Genomic DNA, 18,638 nt, shown 5'->3' with positions numbered 1-18,638 from the left:
ACCTTTTGCAAAAGCTAGTATACATACTGTTGCTCTTCTCTGCTATTGCTCATGCGCAATCGCTCGACTACGAAACTATAACCAATAGTAAACCTTTTAAACTAAGTGGTCAAATCTCTGCCAGTGGTGTATACTATAATTCAAACCTTAATCAAAGTAGAGAACCCTATACTTACTTTTTGCAAGGAGTGTTGAATGTAAATATTTATAGTTTTTCAATACCTATCTCGTATAGCTTTTCCAACCAGGGAGAAAATTTGGGCTATCAATTGCCCTTTGATTTTAACCGTTTGAGCCTTCATCCAAAATACAAATGGATTACCGGCCATATTGGTAATGTAAATATGACTTTCTCTCCTTACACTCTTAATGGACATCAATTTACAGGAGGTGGTATTGATCTCGCCCCATCAGGCCCTCTTAAAATTAGTGCCATGTCTGGGCGTTTACTTAGAGCCACAGAAGATGATGAAGACACTCGAACAATTCCTGCTTTTAATCGAATGGGGTATGGTATAAAAGCACAGTATCAAAAGGAAAGATATACATTGGGGATTATTGGCTTTTATGCAAAAGACGATGTCAACTCTTTAACTTCAATTCCGGAAGAGAAAGGAGTACTACCTCAAGAAAATCTCGTGGTGAGTATAGAAGGTACTGCCAAATTGGGGAATAACTTTGATATTCAAGCCGAGTATGCCACCACGGCAATAACAAAAGACACAAGAGCAGAAAAAATCAATCCCTCTGCGGTGTCCCCAATTGCCTTTTTTTTTAACAATCGAGCTTCAACAGAATATTATAACGCTCTCAAAACCCGATTAGGGTACGTTGTAGGTAAAGTAAATTTGGGGTTAGGATACGAACGTATAGATCCGGGTTATGAAACCCTAGGAGCTTATTTTTTTAACAATGATTTTGAAAATATAACCTTGGATGTGACTAATACGTTTTTCAAAAACAAATTAACCTTAGCCTTAAATATTGGTTATCAAAGAGACGATTTAGAAAATCTAAAAGCAAATAATACGAATCGGACCGTTGGATCCTTGAATGCAACTCTTGCCCTATCAAAAAGATTAAACATTACCGGGGCCTATTCAAATTTTAGCACATTCACAAACATTAAACCCAACCAATTTGATGAAATTAATGATAGTGATATTTTTGATGAACAAGCAGAGGATTTAGATTATCGACAATTATCCCAGACCGCAACGCTCACCGTGAACTATTTACTTTCTGACAAAAAAACAGCCCGACAAAATCTAGTAACAAACTATTCTCTTAATGATGTTTTTAATGAACAAGGAGGAATCGTTCGATTAGGCGACGCTTCTACTTTTCATAATATGAACATTGCTCATACTATAAATTTTTCAGAAAGAAACCTGTCTATAAATACTTCGATCAACGGAACATACAATACTATTGGGAGAGAAGAGTCTACGACATGGGGACCAACCCTGGGTATTGGAAAACGATACCTAGAAAAAACATTAAACACGAGATTGTCTGCAAGTTACAATAGCACAAAAAGCAGAACCTCAAGTACAAATATTGTAAACCTGAGAGCTACAATCAGCTATATCCTAAAAGAAAAACATAATTTTAGCCTTAATGCTATACAGCTCTTTAGACAGAGTAATACCACAGACAACCTAAGTGAGCTTACCGCAACCTTTTCTTATAATTATGCATTTGGTCTAAAAAAACCTAAACTTAATTTCAAAAAGAAAACTAAAGCCCCAAAAGAAGAAAACGACACTATTAAAATTCAATATAGAAAGTACAGATATGAGAATATCCCTAAGGCAATTACTCCAAAACTGATCATTTTACCAGAAAAAGAAGGTTTTGCCCATCTTGTTACCGATAAAAAAAGTAAGCTATCCAAACTTACAGATCAGTTAATCGAAACGCAGGAAAAAGATAAAAAAGTATATAAAGAAATAGCGCTCACCTATCTTAAATCTTTAAATGAGTACTTTGATTTTATATCATTTTACGACGAAAAAGTGTATGAAGCATATCTAAAGTTAATAAAAGAAGCTAGGGAAATAGATCGCCAAATTCGTGATGAATATACAGTGCTAACAGGTAAAATTAATAGTGCTGAAGAGGAAAACACAGAGGATATTGAACGTCAAAAAATACTAGAAAAACGATATAAAGCTCATTCGAAGTTGTTAAAATCATTACTAAAATGGAATCTAAAACCGGAAGACATTGAAAATCCAAATGATGATATTCGTTCTTTCAAAAAACAACATGCTTCAAAGGTTTTTGAGATGTATCAAAATCAGGCATCTGAAAAAACAATTATTGAATACATAGAAATAAGGTTGGCCGATTTATTTCATAAAGTACTGGACGAATAAATAGGACTTGGCTTACCTTTAAAATAAAAAAAATTATAAGTAATCATAGATTTGAAAGTAAATCTTTAAACAATCTAATCCGCGTCTTTTTCGTTAATAAATCATTCTTATTCTCAAGTGTAAATCATCATGTAAACAGTTTGATAAGATTTCTTTGTAAACTTTCTTTATACGCCTTGATTAAGGCCTCATTATGATATGCCGACAACCTTTTATGGTGTAAACAAAAAAGCTCAAAGCGAGTTTTCCTTTTGTGTTTACCTACTCCTTTATCGTGATCTTTCCATTCCTGTTCTGTTTGCTGAATCAATAATTGATTTCTGATCTCTTGTTTTACAACCTCTTGCTTTACAAACCATTTATAAGTTTCTCTAAAGCTATTCTTCTGGTTTTCTGGATGAAAGTATACATGTGCTGGCGGGATCTATCGATTTGAATCTCGTTCTAGCCATCTCGATACCATATCAATGCGTTTGTAGAGAATATCCTGATACTCCTTCCAATCTTCTTTGTTTCCTTCTATCTTAAATTTTAGATACACTGAAGACCAAATGTGATTAAGAATCTCCGCCTCCTCTGGCTCACTATACAATTTGTGGGTATACAAAATCACTCTGGCATATCTCCAGAAGTTGCGAATCAGTTGTAAAGAAAAAGCCGAATCTGATTCTTTTTTCAAATCCTTGATTTGTTTTTTCGAATCAAAAATCCGGCTTTCCTCCGTGTTCATGTCTTGTTCTTGTTCAGTTCCTGTAACGCAGTTATTATCTGTTTTGTGAACCGATAGGTGAACTCCTTTTTTTGAAGTTATCAACTTATCAACACCCCTATTATTATTTACTTGTTCTTGTTGTACATGAACTAATGGGTGTAAATTTTTCACTCTTTGACCAAAAACATCCATATTAACCCATAATTCGATCCCAGATTTACCTCTGTTTTGTTCATAACTTATAAACCCTGCTTGCTTCAATCTTCTCTTATGATTTAAGATCGTTTTCACTGTACATCCTTTACAACTAGCAAGGCTAGAATTATAGGTTCTAAATCCTGGAAGCCCCTTCTTAAAAGAATCTCCTAAACTAATAGCTTGATTTAGCTGTTTAACATACATTCTAATGATCAGTTCTGCAGTAGCTCTATGGCTTGCATTTAGTTTTGCCTTTAAATCACAATGTTTCTCATTGTGGGTATCAATAAATGTCTTCGTTTTTTGAAAAACTTTAGAGAAATTAATATATCCTAGGGCTTCCTTATCAGTCATGAGGTCTGTTTTTAAGGTGTTGTAATTCTTTTAAGGAAGTTAGCACAGAATCATAACAAAAGATCGTATGACTTATTTTTTCGTTGAAGATTTCACTGTTGCGTTCTCCAAATTGATTCCTCAAATTTTCTAAGGTTTGGATCATATCTTGCCGCTCTTGCTTTAAAAACACCAATTGTTCTTCTAGGGTTAGCATAAAAGGTAATGTTTACATGGGTATATTTCTCTCGAGATACTCTAAAATACTCTTCTTGGAATACCGGATTACCTTTCCTGCTTTAGAATATCGAATCTCATCAAAATCTCTTAGTTCCTGCATTTTAGTTTTACTTTTCACTCCTAATAATTTCTTGGCTTCCTCCGTGGAAAGCCAGTCATTTGCAGGATCCATATTTGCTAGAGCTTCTTCTTTGGCCTCGCGGATAGTGGTTCTTACCATTTGTAACATCTCTCGTTGTAAATGATGATAGGCTTCCGATTCAAACACTATAATTTCCATAAAATTAATTGTTTACATGTATTTCTAACTGTTCAAGGAATTTGTCTCGAGAGATCCAAATGGATGGGTATTGATCGTTACTATTAATCTGAATCAAATCCCCAAATGGTAGTTCATTTCTTTCCAATTTATACCATTCTATTTGTTGCTCTGTTGACATAGGCCCTTGATTAAAACTTATGGGAACAAAGAGAAGCATTTTGATAATACAAAAACAGTGGCAAAGGGGTTTACAACCCCTAAGTTTTTAAATCAACCTGTTGTATTTCAATGGTTTAAAGTTTGAAAAAAATCTATTTTGAAGATCACATTATTGCATTACTCAAAAATATCAACAAATCAAATCTAACCATCTATAACTTTTTATAAATTATGGTTTAGAATTAATAAGAAGAAAGAGGCTTCCTAAAACAACTTTGCAGATTTCACTAATATTTATCCTGTAATTTGTTAAGGTCCTACATTAGGATAAGAGATTCTATTTGAAAATACTCTCCGCAGCCTTATCTAAAACCTGATTGTCAAAATCTGCGAAGTAAGCCTCAGTTGTATAATAATTGGTATGACCTAGCATATCTCCAACCTGTGCTTTTGAAACTCCCTTATGTAAACCAGCTGTAGCAAAAGTGTGTCTAGCTACATAGGTAGTTAGTTTTTCTTTTAGTCCTATTTGTTTTCCTATCGTAATCAATCTTCTTAGATGATTTCTACGACGATTCTTATAAACTTCAAATATTCTATCATCAGATTCTTCGCGAAAAACGTCTTCTAGTATAGGAAAGATTAAATCATTACTCGATTTTTCTCGTAGATAATATTCAAAAATAGGAGCTACATTTTCTGGGATCAGAATATCAAATTCTTTTACATTACTGCCCCTTTGAGTTTTTCTTCTTTTATATTGAAGTCTTCCCTTATCTACAGCACTAACTTTTAAGTAGGCTAAATCCATAAAATTCATTCCTCTCATATAGAAACTCACTAAAAAGTAATTCTTATGATGCCATAATGGAGAAGCTACAGGGTATTCCTGTTCTACTATCTTGTTTATTACATCAAGTGATACCGCTCGTTTTTTGGTTCTTTGTTGTTTTATTGAATACCCGTTTCTCCCAAATGGATAATGTTCCATAGTAAGTTCCGTTTGCGAATCCTTAATCGCCAGATTATATATCCTTCGAATAGATCTTAAATGAACCCCCAAACCATTAAGACTATTACCCTGACCTAAATAATAAGCTTCTAAATCTTCTAAAAACAGCTCATTGATATCCAACATCAATATATCTTTACCATGATTGTATTTCATTAGAAAAACGATTGCATTATGAATAGCATCTGCAGTCCCAAATCGCTTAGCTCCATAATATCTTGTCATTACTTTTCTACCATATTCTTTTAAATATGTCCCTCTTTTCAGAGAAACTATATCGGTATTCATCGACTTCTGTTCTTCTTCATTTTTTATAGCTCTTACTATTAGATCTGCAACTTCATAAACCGTCATGTTTTTCAAATTAGTATGGTAGTCTGCAATTACTTTTGTAGCAACTACCATTCTCGAGCTAATGAAATGATTTGCTCTGGCCGAATTTTTAAATGTTGATTTTATTTGTCTCTTTTCTGCATTCCATTCCGCCGGATTTAACTTATATCCTAAAGCAATATTCTTTGGAATTCTTTTATGATAAACTCTAATAACTAGAGGAAATTTGATCGCCTTTTTATTTCGTTTATCCAACATTAAAGTTAACGTAGCCATATGAATATTTTTACATGTCTAAAGTAGGTCATAGGTTCTCGACACGCAAGCAAATTTGCTTGCATTTTGCTTGCATTTTCTGGTTTTATATGGTTTTATAAAATTCCATTTAGATTCATCTTTTTTTACAATTACCTTATTACCAAATAATTAAAGTCTATTTGAGATTCATTAAAATCATTTGTCTATTAACTGTTAATCAAAGGGTCCTTGGTTCGAGCCCAAGAGGGGGAGCAAAAATGAAAGAGCTGTACGAAAGTGCAGCTTTTTTTATTTTCCCAATCTTGGTGCGAGAAGTTAACCCTGAACTTGTTGAAGGGAGCCCAAGAGGGGGAGCTTAAAACAAGAAACGTCATCTGTAAAGATGGCGTTTTTTTATTGTACCCTGTTGGGTGAGAAGTTTATCCTGAACATAAAAAATGGCTTAAGAATAGTATTCTTAAGCCATTTAATTGTTGTTTTAAGAGAATAGATCTAGATATCAAATCGATCTAACATCATTACTTTGTTCCAGGCGGCTACAAAATCTTTTACAAATCGCTCCTTGGCATCATCACTTGCGTATACTTCAGATAAGGCTCTTAGTTCAGAATTGGAACCAAAAATCAAATCGGCCCGTGTTGCGGTCCATACTTTATCCTTTGTTCCTCTTTTAAACCCATTAAACAAATATTGTTTATCATCTACAGCTTCCCACTCATACTCCATACTTAATAGATTTTTGAAATACTCATTGGTTAGCGCTCCTGCTTTGCTGGTTAAGATACCCGTTTCAGAGGCATCATAATTTGCGCCAATCGCACGCATCCCTCCTACCAAAACGGTCATCTCTGGAGCAGAAAGTGTAAGCAATTGTGCTTTGTCCACCAACAGCTGCTCTGTAGTAAGTGTATACTCGGTTTGTTGATAGTTACTAAATCCATCGGCCATAGGTTTTAGCAATTCCATTCCTTCGATACTGGTTTGCTTTTGTGAAGCATCCATTCTACCCGGTGTAAAAGGAACCTTCGTTTCATATCCTGCTTTTTTTGCTGCTTCTTCAACACCTACACATCCTCCCAAAACAATTAGATCTGCTATAGAGATTTTCTTAGCTCCATTGTTCGCATCAAAATCTGCTTTTACCTTTTCATAATAAGCTAGAACACGTTTTAACTGTTTAGGATTATTTGATTCCCAATTCACCATTGGCTCTAATCTAATTCTGGCTCCGTTTGCACCTCCTCTACGATCCGAATCTCTATAGGTAGCTGCAGAATTCCAGGCGGTACTTACCAATTCGCTATTGCTTAGACCAGATGCTGCAATCTTGGTTTTCAACGATGTAATATCTTTTGCATTTACCAGTGTGTGATTTACTTTAGGAATAGGATCCTGCCAAACAAAACTTTCCTGGGGTACTTCAGGTCCTAAATATGTTGTGTTAGGCCCCATATCTCTATGCGTAAGTTTAAACCAAGCTTTGGCAAAAGCTTTTTCGAACTCCTTTGGATTTTTGTAAAATCTCTCGGATATTTTTCTGTACGATGGGTCATGAAGTAGTGCAACATCTGTAACCAACATGGTCGGTTTGTGCTTTTTATTAGGGTCAAAAGCATCTGGATACATCTTTTTAGGATTTACGGCTTGAAACTGATGTCCTCCTGCTGGACTTTTAACCAGTTCCCATTCATTTTCAAACAACCCTTCAAAAAAACCGTGACTCCATTTGTCTGGTGTTTCTGTCCAAATTACCTCCAGGTTAGAAGTCGTAGCGTCTGGACCTTTTCCTGATTTGTAATTGCTTTTCCAACCCAATCCCATATCGGTAATTCCTGCCGCTTCGGGCGCTGGACCTATATGCTCTTCAGAAGCTTTACCATGGGTTTTACCTACTGTATGTCCCCCTGCAATAAGTGCAACGGTTTCTTCGTCATTCATTCCCATACGACCAAAAGAAATTCGAATATCCTTTGCCGCTGCTGCTGGATCAGGGTTTCCGTTAGGGCCTTCGGGATTTACATAAATCAGTCCCATTTGTACTGCTGCCAGCGGTTTTTCTAACTCTCTATCTTCAGAAAATCGCTCATCGTCTAACCACTTTTTTTCAGATCCCCAGTACACATCGGTTTGAGGCTCCCAGGTATCTACCCGACCTGCCGCAAAACCATAGGTTTCGAAGCCCATAGACTCATAAGCCACGTTACCTGCCAAAATAAACAAGTCCGCCCAAGAAATCGCTTGTCCATACTTTTGCTTTATCGGCCATAATAACCTTCTTGCCTTATCAAGATTTGCATTATCTGGCCAGCTATTTTGTGGTGCAAAACGCTGTTTTCCTTCTCTTGTTCCGCCTCTACCATCACCAGATCTATAAGTTCCTGCACTGTGCCAGGCCATTCGTATGAACAATCCTCCATAATGTCCAAAATCTGCAGGCCACCATTCTTGAGAATCGGTCATTAAGGTTTTTAGATCTTCTTTGAGCGCAAAATAGTCTAAGCTCTCAAACTCTTTTTTGTAATCAAAATCTTCTCCTAGCGGATTTGATAACACTGCATTTTTACGAAGTACAGTAAGGTCAAGTGAATTAGGCCACCAATCCCTATTAGATTTGGGCTTGCCATTAGTTACCGTACCTGTAGATTTAGCAAGCTTATCAAAACCAAAAGGACAACCGCCCTTCTCGGATTCGCCAGTTACTTTTCCTTCATTACTACTAAATGAGGAGAATAGAACAATCGTTGCTGTGATCGCCAAGGCGCCTACAGTCATCAAAATTCTGGAAAGTGTTTTTTTCATTGTGTGATAAATTAATAGTTGGATTGTAAAATTCTTAAATATTTATCATTGATAAAAACTAATATATAAATGCAATTATTGATGATATAAATAATTATTATCTTTACATATGAACATTCAACAATACCAATACGTATTAGCGGTTGTGAATTCTAAAAATTTTGAATTGGCAGCCGAAAAGTGCTTTGTGACGCAATCTACCTTGAGCACTATGATCAACAAGTTTGAAAATGAAATAGGAATCAAAATCTTCAACCGTAAAACCAAACCGGTTACGGTCACTAAAGAAGGAGAAAAAATAATTGAACGACTACAGATTATTGTCAACGAAATCGACTTGCTTACCAATGTCATTCAAGAAATCAAAGGTGAAATGATCGGTACTCTAAAAATAGGAATCATCCCTACCCTTGCCCCATACTTGCTTCCACTTTTTATCACTGATTTTGTAGAGCGTTTTCCGAAGGTCACTATTAGTGTTCGAGAATTAAATACAAGTCAGATACAAGAACAACTATTAAAAAGAAATCTCGACATTGGAATTCTGGCCCTACCCTTAAAACACAAAGAATTAACAGAATACCCGTTATTTGAAGAACCTTTTTTAATCTATGATTGCACCGATGAACATACAAAATCCAAAGTTTCTCCTCCAGATTTAAAATTCTCAAAAATGTGTTTATTGGAAGAAGGGCATTGTTTAAGAACGCAAGTATATGATATCTGCGAATTATCTGCCAAGTACATGAAAACCCATGGTAATTTTAAATTTGAAAGTGGATCTATGGAAAGCCTTATCCGCATCACAGAATCCAGAAAAGGGATTACTATTTTGCCCTTTTTGGCCAACAGCATGCTAAATCATACCGAAAAGTCACGGATTACTGAGTTTAAGGCCCCTGTCCCCGTGCGATCTATTGGGCTGGTTACTCACAATTTTTTCGTTAAGAAAGTACTTTGTGAAGAATTAACACGACTTATACAGACTTCGGTTACTCCTTTAATTCCTAAAAAGGAGCAATTTAAAATTGTAAAGCCTATTTAAAAAACTGTTTTTATGATCTTATTCAACCATATTAAAGGTTCAACTGCCAAAGCCCTAAATTATTGATAAAAATCTTCGCGATGTTTCGAGCATCATCGATCCCTCTATGGTGCGTACCTTCCAGCGATAATTTTTCCATTTTTAAGGCACCGCCCATCCCGATAGGTTTTTTTAGTTGTTTAATCTTAGCAAATTGATGTTTTAAGCTAATATGTCGCTCCAACCAACCCGTTTCAAGATCATACAACTCGTTATCCTTTTGAAATTGTTTTTTATCATAGAACCCCCAGCTGCATAGCAAATACGATTCACTAAGGTTGATCCAGTTCTTAAATCGTTCTATCACCTTATCATAAGTATCTGCGCTATCGATATCGCTCTGCTCTATAGTGGTTAGTTCTTTGCAAAAGTCCGACAATTCTGGATGTAGTTTCGGTTTTACGAATTCATTAAACTCATCCGTAATTTTACCTACAGCATTTACTTTTACTGCTCCTATTTCTATGATTTCGTTTTGTTTTGGTGTATTTCGATCTTTCCAACAGGTAGCTTCCAGATCTAATATTATGTAGTTCATTGTTTTCTCTTATTCATAAATTCTGCCATCTTTTGAACTCATCTGGATTTTACTTTTTTAACTTCATCAATAAATACGAAAAAGACATGGCGCTAGATCTTGCAGATTGTTCATTGGTAGACGAACCCGCATGACCACCTTCGGTGTTTTCATAATAAAGTACAGGATGTCCCATATCGATCATTTTGGCTGCCATTTTTCTGGCATGTCCCGGATGTACTCTATCATCTCTAGTGGAAGTATAAAAGTACACCTCTGGATATGTTTTCCCTTTTTTCAGATTCTGGTACGGTGAATAGGTTTTGATATACTCCCACTCGTCTGGAATGTCCGGATTACCGTACTCTCCCATCCAGCTAGCTCCTGCCAGTAATTTATTATATCGTTTCATATCTAGCAACGGTACTTGACATACTGCTGCATTATACAAATCAGGACGCTGGGTAAATGCAACCCCAACTAATAAACCTCCATTGCTGCCACCCATAATACCCAGATGTTCTGGAGCAGTTACTTTTCGGGTAATCAAATCTTTTGCCACCGCATGAAAATCATCGTATACATTCTGTCGTTTCTCTTTCAATCCTGCCTGGTGCCACCTAGGGCCAAACTCGCCTCCACCTCGAATATTTGCCAATACAAAAACTCCTCCGTTCTCCAACCATGCTTTACCAAAAGTACCCGAGTAAAACGGATCCATGGATACCTCAAAACCTCCATAACCATATAACAAAGTAGGATTTGTACCATCGTATTTCATGTTCTTGGCAGAAACTATAAAATAAGGGATCTTGGTACCGTCTTTTGACGCTACTTTGATTTGATTTACTTCGTATGCGCTTCCATCAAAATATGCTTTACGTGATTTTAACGCTTTAAAACTTCCGTCACTCGCATTAGCTATAAACAATGTATTAGGTGTCAAAAAGTTGCTAAAACTAAAAAAGTACTCATCAGAAAACTCATCTAAATCAACAACAGAAATTGAACCATGAGCAGGAGCATCAATTTGTTGCTGTTTCCATTTTCCATCCACAAAAGAATATGTATATAGTTCTCCACTCACATTGTTCAACATGTTGATCAACACTTTACTTTTTGTAGTATAGATTCCCGATACACTAGAAAATTCATCAGGTTTTAGTAATTGTTGTATGGTTTTTTTGTTTTCTAATAAGTCTTTAAAATTTAGACTGATTACTGTTCCTTGGGTATAGGTGATTCCATCCACTTCCCAATCTGATTTTAAATCCAAAATCAACTGGTTATTTAATATACCCGAAATGTATACATCTTGAGGGATATCCAATTTAACCAGCTTATCATTGATCCAGGCAAAAGTTTGATACTCATAAAATGTAATCGAACGACCAAGGATGATATAATTTTCAGATCCGTCTCTAAGCGAATATCCTCTTGCTGCCACATCTGAAGTTTTTGCCTCGTATATCAATTTTGCATTAGAAAGCGGAGTACCTCTTTTCCAAAGTTTTATTTGCCTAGGATAACCACTGGTTGTCATGGTATTTTCACCAAAGTTTGAAGATACGATCAAGGTATTCTCATCGATATAACTAGCGTTACCCTTCGACTCTTCGATATAAAAACCATCTTCTACAAAGGTTTTTGTAGTTACATCAAACTCTCTTTTGATCGTAGCATCTCCTCCTCCTTTTGAAAGACGCACCATAAATCGATTGTATTTTGGATACAATCCATTTGCTCCTTTATATACCCATTTAACACCATCTTCTTTAGACATTTTATCAATATCGATCAAGGTTTCCCATTGCGGGGTGCCATTTAGATATGCTGCCTTTGGACTACGCCTCCATATTCCTCTTACATGGTCCTTATCTTTCCAAAAATTATATACAAACTCTCCATAAACACTAGGATATGCGATCTTTTCGGTATCGTTATAAATCTCTAAACTGCTATTATAGATAGCGTCGTACTGCTTAAAATTTGTTAGTTTATCTACTGTAATTTTGTTTTGTTTTTCCACAAATTCCAGTGCCTTTTTGCCATCTACTTCTTCCAGCCATAGGTATGGATCTTCTTGAGCATTAAGGTTGCCGAATATTCCTAAAATAATGAGAGTAAAGAAAATTGATTTTTTCATCGGTTTTAATTTGAGTTGATAAAGAGGATATTATAAACTTGCTTTTATGCGTTCGGTTATTTGGTCTATTGATCCCAATCCATCAAAAGTTTTGACTTCGAGTTTTGATTTCATATAGGTTATCGCTGGTCGTGTGGCAGCTTCAAAAACCTCGATTCTTTTTATATGAATCTGTGGGTCTTTGTCATCCTTTCTATTGGAGGTCTGTGCCCTTTTTTTGGCTCTTTCCAAAAGCTCTGTTTTAGGTACTTCGATATTGAGAACTTTAGTTATTTTCAGATCTTTTTGTGCTACCAATTCAATAAGGTCATTAACCTGAGCTTCAGTCCTAGGATATCCATCGAGGATTATTCCTTTATTGCTAAGATTTTCATCCAGAATTTGGCTGAATAATTCTTTCATTATTGCATCAGGAACCAAATCTCCTTTCTCCTCGTATGCAGACATCGTTTTCCCAATTTCAGTTCCATTTTCTTTTTCCAATCGACATCTGTCTCCGGTAGAGATATGCTTGTACTGCAATTGTTTATTCAGAATTTCGCACTGGGTTCCCTTTCCAGAGTATGGTGGCCCCGTTATTACTAATATTTCCATAAATTATTGATTCTCATCTTTTACCATACCTGTGCGTACAAACTGAGTATTACTTACAAGATGAAATACTACTTATAGGTGTTATAACCACGCCAAATGTTACCATTTAACGATTTTGTATTTACAAATATGGATTAAAGATAATTGTTAGCAGTTTCACTTTTTGAAACTCTTAGTTACAATCAAGACTTAATCATCTCTTCTATCTTGTCTAAAGCAGGTCTTCCTGAACCGCGATGTACTATTTCCAGTTTTGAATTCAATAAGATAAAAGTTGGATATGCTTCCACAGCGAAATTTTTGATGAGCCTAGGTTTTTCTTTGATATTGGCTTTGGCATACCCTTCGACAAAGATATGTTCCCATGCCATATTGTTTTTGGCAATGTATGTTACCAATGGTTCTTTCTTTTGATCGAAAGCGATACTTAGTAATGCCATCTTATTTTCATATTCTTGAGACATTCGTACCAGATCGGGAGTAAGTTCTTTACAAGGAGCACACCAGGTCCCCCAAAAATCAATCAACACATATTCTTTCCCGTCAAATACCTCACTTAGCTTTTTCTGTTCTGCATCGATATTTTCGAATGTAAAATCTACCGTGGTTTCTTCCACGCGGTATCCCCATTTTGGGGCTTTGATATCCAGTTTTCGGATAAACAATTGATCCTTCTTTGGGGTGATGCTATCCAACACATAATAGGTGTTTCCTAATTTGATACTATCTTTTATAGCATATCCTTGATGTTGAGGATCTATTGTAATTGCATCTCTAGGGCCCTCATGAAACTGTATTTTTGGACCTTGAAACCACTTCATGACATTAACCACATAGCCCTTGTCTTCTAGCTGCAATTGGCCTTCCCAATCTTGTTGATAAAACAGTTTTATAGCAAAACTATCCTTTAGTTGCCTTGGGGGAATTTGCTTCAATTGCTCTTTGTTTAAAAACTCCTCATAAGGCATTTTTTCCGGTAGCGGTTTTACTTTCATGGTTTTCTCGATGAGTTCTTCCCCATCAAAATCCTGATACACTATAGTTACAAAAGGAATGCTATCTCGAAGAAAAGGTTCTTTGGGAATGCGGTGTTTAAAATCGTTTTTAAAGTAAAAAACAGTATCGTCTTTAAAAGTATAATTGTTATTGGCATCGATAACCACAAACTGCTGCCCATCTCGATATCCATTGACCACATATACTCCTCTTTTTATACTATCCATTGGATATTTGATGCTATCCAAGCTTCCATTGGCATATAATTCCTTTATTTTTCGCGCACCCAAAAATCGAGTTAGCCGAACTTCCAAAGTATCTGCTTCTGGAAAATCCTTGAGAAAAGAAGGCGTTTCATCCAGCCAAGCTGCAGGTCTTGCAGTACCAAATTTTTGATTAAGTACCTGTTCTGCTTGTTGTTCTTGTAGCTGTATTTGATAGCGATCAGGATCGGTTGGCGTTGTAGTAGCTGTTTCCTTTTTCTGGCAGGAAATCAATACAGCGAAAAGACAAAGTGATAGTAGGTATTTCATTGATGGTTTGATTTTATATGCCCCAAACAAAGTGAGCAAGACTAATGTATCTTTATATGTTCCAATCTATCGAAATGTTACCTATCTTAATCACTATCAACTCTTATTGTCGAAGCCTTTGCAAAGCATCTTCATAGTTATTTAATAAACTTCGTTCCTGATTATAGAGTTCTCCAAAAGCCAGTTGAAATCGTAATGCCAATTGTCTGGCATTCTCTCGATTGAAGGAATCGGCTTCAGAATAGAAACCGGCAATAATTTTCCAGGTGCTATTAGGGCCACTTTCCTGAACTTGATACAGATTAGACAGTGTATACAACACCTCATAATCAAAAGAATTGACCACCCCACTTAGCACAGCACTATCCCAGGCGCCGGATTGCATATTGGGGTTATAAATCCCTTTAGACATTAACTGGGTTACCGCTTCTACTCCCGAATTGTATTGTAAACTACCCCACAAACTATCATTGGCCAAATATCTCCCGATCTCTTGAGAGGTTTTGAGATGGTATTTGTGTTTTATTTCCAGATCTTTTTTGTTGGCTTCTATTTCATTTACGATGTTTTCGAGCACTTTATCCACCGTATCCTGTTCTTTTACCGCGGTACGCCATTCATTAAGCACCAATGCCAATAAAACGGCAAAAACGATAAAAAAGGTTTCAATAAGCAGCTGTCGATAATTGATCTTACTTTTTTTAGCCATGGATCACGTTTGTTTTATTCCAATACGTTACCAATATAGGGTTTTTGGATGGGATAATAGGTTATCTAGATTTTGAAATCAGCTCCAGCTTCTTCAACAGTTGTTTGATATTTTCCTCATCTGTTTTTGCGTGAGGGTAACTCTTGCCGTATTTATGTCGATGCATATTATTGAGTAAAAAGGAAAACTTCTCTTTTGGGATTTTTCCTTCTTTATAACCTTGGTAAAGATATGGGAACAACTGTAGCTGTTTCTCATACGTAGGTTGATGCATCAAGACTGTATTAAAAGCATGCAATGCTAATTCGTTTGTGGGTTTAAAATCCGGAAATCCAAATCGCTCTAAGTAGGTTTTTATTTTAATAAAATTTAGTGAATCGGTGATATGAACTTTCTTCAAATATGCTTTATATTCCTGAGTTTGATAATCAAAATTATTCCTCTTAAGTATTTCATGTTCTTTTTTGTCATCACGAACCTTTTGATCATCTTGAAATATAGAAAGTAAGTATGCCTCCTTTTTGGTCTGACTGTCTAAAGCGGAAACGGTTGTTGCTATATCTTCGGTTTTTTGCTCTTTACAGGAAAAAAATGCTAAAATTACTACCAGCAATACTACTTTTCTCATTTGTTTTGGTTTTAAAAGTTCTGGGCGAATTATAACATGTTATAATATGCTTTCGCCTTATCTTTTAATGGATTATTAGCCCAAGGCTCCCAGGTGTTGGTATATGGATCATATCCACATTTTAATGGTTTCGAATATAGGTCTTCTGGATTTTCTAGGTACGCTCTACAATCTGTGCATACATATCTGAATTCGCAATCCTTGCAAGTGGTAATCGAATCTTTATTTACCAACCAAACTTGTTGAAATTCTGTAGATGAAATTATTTCTTCTGTGTTATCCACTTTGATATTTCCAAATGCTTTTGACATTGATGGGCAGTTTTTAATATTTCCTAAGTGATCAATAGACACCTTTCTATGCAAACATGAATTATATTTTAATGACTCTGTAAATGTTTTAATGTTTACTGAAAACAGGCTGGGATCTATCACTCCACAACATCGTTGATCCTTTAAAATGGTATCACTGTAGATAATGTATCCTCGTTGTTTGTCTACGGGTGGAATAAATTCATTAGTCGAAGCATTATATATTTTAAAAGAAGCAATCCTGGGATACTGCAATAGCAATTCGATGACATTTTCTTTACAAAAACCCGGGCTTTGGGGTACGATAAAATCTATAGATATAATTGAAGCCTGGATATCATTCAACATACTAACTATGGGTTGAAGTTCATCTACATTGGTACTTCTAAAAAATCGAATCTCAACATGTTTGCAACCAATTTCATTTAGATCTTTTAATACTTTAATAGGGTCAAAACTTGAATATTCTGAAATATCCAAAATCGCATTTGTAATGTCACTGGGTTCATGGTATTGCAAATCCATTTTTGGAAACAGCTCCGGTGTTTCGGTAAACAAAATAAATTCCTCTCTGACCAAAAAATCAAAATACTCATCAATAATAGCATCATGTTTATTTTGATAGCTCTCTTTGATCTCACCTACTCTTTTTCCTTCATGGAGATCTAAAATATCGTACAAATCATTAGGTATCAAACGAATTTCACTGCGTGTTAGGTCACAAATAGCACTACGTTTGGCTCCTTTTACAGGAATACAATTGCTAATTAATACAAATGGTAAATCTGGATTTATTGTCATATCGATACCATTTTTGAAATCGGTCTGTAAAAATTATACGGCTGCATTGCAGTAGTACCTATTGCTTTTACCGAAATGAAATGTGCATTCCTTTTTACGTCATACGGAGTCCTCTCTACCTTCTGAAAAGTTAACGGTAATATGGGTTTGAAGTCATCTAGTGTTTTCATTAGTTGGCAATTAAATATTCGGCAATATCTTTTTCTATATAATAATTGCAATTTTTGGAAACCCAATCCAGTTGCCCTTGGGGATTAACTTCCAAAAAGACATACTCCCCTTTTTTACTTACAATAATATCGATAGATCCTGTAGACAATTCGGATAATTCAATAAATTGTAACACCTTTTCCTTGATCTCACCTGGCAATAGCACAGGGATATTTCGATTGGGTTTTTCTCTATTATAATTGCGATAATCCACTGCTGTTTTGGTGTCATTTTGGGATAATATAGCCATGGGATAAAGACGATTTTTGAAAAAGAAGATTCTAATTTCATACTCCTTCTCTATTTTTTCCTGAATCAATGTCGGTCCAAAATCAGTATCCATTGTATCTATCATTTCTTGAGTGACTACAAACGTTCCTGAAGAAAACAATTTCCCATCTTCAAGATGAAGTTTGATCCCATATCGAATATCTTTAGTAATGATGCCCTCATGATGATTAAAAAAACGTATCAATTCTTTTTTTGAAGTTGTGATCAGGGTGTCTGGGATACGCAAATCGGCCTCCTTCGCATTTATTAAATGATCAATCTTGTAATTTTCAATTTCTTTATGATAGCTCCCCACATAATCATGTTGTCCTCTTAAAATATCCTCTATAGATTTTAATATACTATCTTCTTCTTTTTTGAGGTAAGGATAGAGGTTAGTAACATTTCGTAATGGCTCAGGCAAAAATCGAAGACTCCCTCTACGATGCCATACCTTTTTGAGACAAGATGGATCAATCCCTGCTACTTGTATGTTACACTTGGTATTGGATAATGCTACACGATGCAATCGGGCGTATGCATCATTATTGATTCTTTGATAAGTTGCTCCATAGGCATTGAGCCAAGCTACCACTTCATTAGTGGTTATATCATTTGTTTCACTAACTAGTAAAACCATATCAATTTTTATTTTGGATTCAACTATTTTACTACTTTAAAAGGAAGTTCTTTTCTCTCCCCTAGATGCCATTGTATCATAGCATACTCTAATGACCCTATTCTACCCGCTTCGCATTCTCGTACTAATAGTGGTCCAATTTTTTGATGGTATTTTTTAGAAGAATGATGAAAAATCATCCAAGCCGCAATAGGCTGATTGATCCTATTGGGATAAGGAAATCCATACTTTTCTGTTATTTCTATCAAACGTTCTGTATTGCTATCATCAATTTGCTTTTGTAAAGCCCATAAAGAATCCCATCCTTTCGGTTTCGCCTTATCCACACGATAGGCAGAATCTAAGGGTTTTCGATACTTTTGATCGTTAATTTCCATTTGTCTTAACTCTTGCCAAAAAGGTTCCTTATTAATTTCTACAAAAGCTTTTTCTATTTCTTCATCGGTTCTTTGTGGACTAGTACATCCTATCAAACAGCATAGTATGAGAAGAAACATTGAATTTTTCATGGT

The 18,638-nt window shown here is 35.6% G+C and carries 18 protein-coding genes; 2 read left to right on the top strand and 16 right to left on the bottom strand.

Annotated elements, in window-relative coordinates; all coding sequences use genetic code 11:
- Positions 1-5: 5 nt before the first annotated feature.
- Positions 6-2,381 carry a hypothetical protein gene (locus tag BUE24_RS19640; protein WP_073320013.1) on the top strand — a complete coding sequence of 792 codons (2,376 nt, stop codon included), beginning with the start codon at positions 6-8 and terminating at the stop codon, positions 2,379-2,381.
- Positions 2,382-2,805: 424 nt separating this feature from the next.
- Here BUE24_RS19640 and BUE24_RS19630 read toward each other — a convergent pair whose 3' ends face one another.
- The 6 genes from BUE24_RS19630 to katG all read right to left on the bottom strand — a co-directional run bounded on the left by BUE24_RS19630 (position 2,806) and on the right by katG (position 8,687).
- Positions 2,806-3,645 carry a hypothetical protein gene (locus tag BUE24_RS19630; protein ID WP_073320007.1) on the bottom strand — a complete coding sequence of 280 codons (840 nt, stop codon included), beginning with the start codon at positions 3,643-3,645 and terminating at the stop codon, positions 2,806-2,808.
- Positions 3,638-3,841, bottom strand: a complete 204-nt coding sequence (locus BUE24_RS19625; RefSeq protein ID WP_073320004.1) for a hypothetical protein — start codon at positions 3,839-3,841, stop codon at positions 3,638-3,640. Before BUE24_RS19625 ends, BUE24_RS19630 begins: the two co-directional genes overlap by 8 nt.
- Positions 3,842-3,853: 12 nt before the next feature.
- Entirely contained in the window at positions 3,854-4,144 is a 291-nt protein-coding gene (locus tag BUE24_RS19620) for a helix-turn-helix domain-containing protein (protein WP_073320001.1), read from the bottom strand.
- A gap of 4 nt (positions 4,145-4,148) precedes the next feature.
- Positions 4,149-4,304 carry a hypothetical protein gene (locus BUE24_RS24080; RefSeq protein WP_170864642.1) on the bottom strand — a complete coding sequence of 52 codons (156 nt, stop codon included), beginning with the start codon at positions 4,302-4,304 and terminating at the stop codon, positions 4,149-4,151.
- Positions 4,305-4,622: 318 nt separating this feature from the next.
- On the bottom strand, positions 4,623-5,906 hold the full coding sequence (locus tag BUE24_RS19610; protein ID WP_084549623.1) for a site-specific integrase: 1,284 nt from the start codon (positions 5,904-5,906) through the stop codon (positions 4,623-4,625).
- A 474-nt stretch (positions 5,907-6,380) separates the two neighbouring features.
- A complete protein-coding gene (gene katG / locus BUE24_RS19605) occupies positions 6,381-8,687 on the bottom strand; it encodes a catalase/peroxidase HPI (RefSeq protein ID WP_073319993.1) in 2,307 nt (768 codons plus the stop codon).
- Between the two features lie 109 nt (positions 8,688-8,796).
- Between katG and BUE24_RS19600 the strand changes: the two genes are divergently transcribed.
- Entirely contained in the window at positions 8,797-9,732 is a 936-nt protein-coding gene (locus BUE24_RS19600) for a hydrogen peroxide-inducible genes activator (protein WP_073319990.1), read from the top strand.
- Between the two features lie 31 nt (positions 9,733-9,763).
- On the opposite strand, the gene BUE24_RS19595 is transcribed toward BUE24_RS19600, so the two are convergent.
- From BUE24_RS19595 to BUE24_RS19555, 10 genes are all read right to left on the bottom strand, one after another.
- Positions 9,764-10,309 carry a 3'-5' exonuclease gene (locus tag BUE24_RS19595; protein WP_073319987.1) on the bottom strand — a complete coding sequence of 182 codons (546 nt, stop codon included), beginning with the start codon at positions 10,307-10,309 and terminating at the stop codon, positions 9,764-9,766.
- A gap of 49 nt (positions 10,310-10,358) precedes the next feature.
- The gene (locus BUE24_RS19590; RefSeq protein WP_073319984.1) at positions 10,359-12,434 is read right to left on the bottom strand and encodes a prolyl oligopeptidase family serine peptidase; all 2,076 of its coding nucleotides are present in this window, start codon (positions 12,432-12,434) and stop codon (positions 10,359-10,361) included.
- 30 nt (positions 12,435-12,464) lie between these two features.
- A complete protein-coding gene (locus tag BUE24_RS19585; RefSeq protein WP_073319981.1) occupies positions 12,465-13,028 on the bottom strand; it encodes an adenylate kinase family protein in 564 nt (187 codons plus the stop codon).
- Positions 13,029-13,210: 182 nt separating this feature from the next.
- The gene (locus BUE24_RS19580; RefSeq protein ID WP_073319978.1) at positions 13,211-14,557 is read right to left on the bottom strand and encodes a TlpA family protein disulfide reductase; all 1,347 of its coding nucleotides are present in this window, start codon (positions 14,555-14,557) and stop codon (positions 13,211-13,213) included.
- 103 nt (positions 14,558-14,660) lie between these two features.
- Entirely contained in the window at positions 14,661-15,266 is a 606-nt protein-coding gene (locus tag BUE24_RS19575; RefSeq protein ID WP_073319974.1) for a hypothetical protein, read from the bottom strand.
- A gap of 61 nt (positions 15,267-15,327) precedes the next feature.
- On the bottom strand, positions 15,328-15,894 hold the full coding sequence (locus BUE24_RS19570) for a hypothetical protein (protein ID WP_073319971.1): 567 nt from the start codon (positions 15,892-15,894) through the stop codon (positions 15,328-15,330).
- Positions 15,895-15,923: 29 nt separating this feature from the next.
- On the bottom strand, positions 15,924-17,006 hold the full coding sequence (gene gwsS, locus BUE24_RS19565) for a grasp-with-spasm system SPASM domain peptide maturase (protein WP_073319968.1): 1,083 nt from the start codon (positions 17,004-17,006) through the stop codon (positions 15,924-15,926).
- Positions 17,003-17,176 (bottom strand): hypothetical protein, encoded by a 174-nt coding sequence (locus BUE24_RS24075; protein WP_170864641.1) that lies wholly within the window; start codon positions 17,174-17,176, stop codon positions 17,003-17,005. The genes gwsS and BUE24_RS24075 overlap by 4 nt, the downstream gene beginning before the upstream one ends.
- Positions 17,176-18,126 carry a grasp-with-spasm system ATP-grasp peptide maturase gene (gene gwsG / locus BUE24_RS19560; RefSeq protein WP_073319965.1) on the bottom strand — a complete coding sequence of 317 codons (951 nt, stop codon included), beginning with the start codon at positions 18,124-18,126 and terminating at the stop codon, positions 17,176-17,178. Before gwsG ends, BUE24_RS24075 begins: the two co-directional genes overlap by 1 nt.
- Positions 18,127-18,149: 23 nt before the next feature.
- Complete coding sequence (locus BUE24_RS19555; protein WP_139242059.1) at positions 18,150-18,635, bottom strand: hypothetical protein; 486 nt, start codon at positions 18,633-18,635, stop codon at positions 18,150-18,152.
- Between the last annotated feature and the right edge of the window lie 3 nt (positions 18,636-18,638).

It is taken from the genome of Aquimarina spongiae (assembly GCF_900141785.1).
In the GTDB taxonomy this organism is placed as follows: domain Bacteria; phylum Bacteroidota; class Bacteroidia; order Flavobacteriales; family Flavobacteriaceae; genus Aquimarina; species Aquimarina spongiae.
The sequence above is the reverse complement of the archived record's forward strand: the minus strand, read 5'-3'. Positions and strand labels throughout refer to the sequence as shown.

Bases quoted from the DNA above. Each gene is read 5' to 3' on its own strand.
- gwsS (WP_073319968.1), bottom strand. From the start codon at position 17,006: ATGACAATAAATCCAGATTTACCATTTGTATTAATTAGCAATTGTATT.
- BUE24_RS19630 (WP_073320007.1), bottom strand. From the start codon at position 3,645: ATGACTGATAAGGAAGCCCTAGGATATATTAATTTCTCTAAAGTTTTT.
- katG (WP_073319993.1), bottom strand. From the start codon at position 8,687: ATGAAAAAAACACTTTCCAGAATTTTGATGACTGTAGGCGCCTTGGCG.
- BUE24_RS19555 (WP_139242059.1), bottom strand. From the start codon at position 18,635: ATGAAAAATTCAATGTTTCTTCTCATACTATGCTGTTTGATAGGATGT.
- BUE24_RS24075 (WP_170864641.1), bottom strand. From the start codon at position 17,176: ATGAAAACACTAGATGACTTCAAACCCATATTACCGTTAACTTTTCAG.
- BUE24_RS19585 (WP_073319981.1), bottom strand. From the start codon at position 13,028: ATGGAAATATTAGTAATAACGGGGCCACCATACTCTGGAAAGGGAACC.
- BUE24_RS19590 (WP_073319984.1), bottom strand. From the start codon at position 12,434: ATGAAAAAATCAATTTTCTTTACTCTCATTATTTTAGGAATATTCGGC.
- BUE24_RS19580 (WP_073319978.1), bottom strand. From the start codon at position 14,557: ATGAAATACCTACTATCACTTTGTCTTTTCGCTGTATTGATTTCCTGC.
- BUE24_RS19595 (WP_073319987.1), bottom strand. From the start codon at position 10,309: ATGAACTACATAATATTAGATCTGGAAGCTACCTGTTGGAAAGATCGA.
- BUE24_RS19600 (WP_073319990.1), top strand. From the start codon at position 8,797: ATGAACATTCAACAATACCAATACGTATTAGCGGTTGTGAATTCTAAA.
- BUE24_RS19570 (WP_073319971.1), bottom strand. From the start codon at position 15,894: ATGAGAAAAGTAGTATTGCTGGTAGTAATTTTAGCATTTTTTTCCTGT.
- BUE24_RS24080 (WP_170864642.1), bottom strand. From the start codon at position 4,304: ATGTCAACAGAGCAACAAATAGAATGGTATAAATTGGAAAGAAATGAA.
- gwsG (WP_073319965.1), bottom strand. From the start codon at position 18,126: ATGGTTTTACTAGTTAGTGAAACAAATGATATAACCACTAATGAAGTG.
- BUE24_RS19610 (WP_084549623.1), bottom strand. From the start codon at position 5,906: ATGGCTACGTTAACTTTAATGTTGGATAAACGAAATAAAAAGGCGATC.
- BUE24_RS19575 (WP_073319974.1), bottom strand. From the start codon at position 15,266: ATGGCTAAAAAAAGTAAGATCAATTATCGACAGCTGCTTATTGAAACC.
- BUE24_RS19625 (WP_073320004.1), bottom strand. From the start codon at position 3,841: ATGCTAACCCTAGAAGAACAATTGGTGTTTTTAAAGCAAGAGCGGCAA.
- BUE24_RS19620 (WP_073320001.1), bottom strand. From the start codon at position 4,144: ATGGAAATTATAGTGTTTGAATCGGAAGCCTATCATCATTTACAACGA.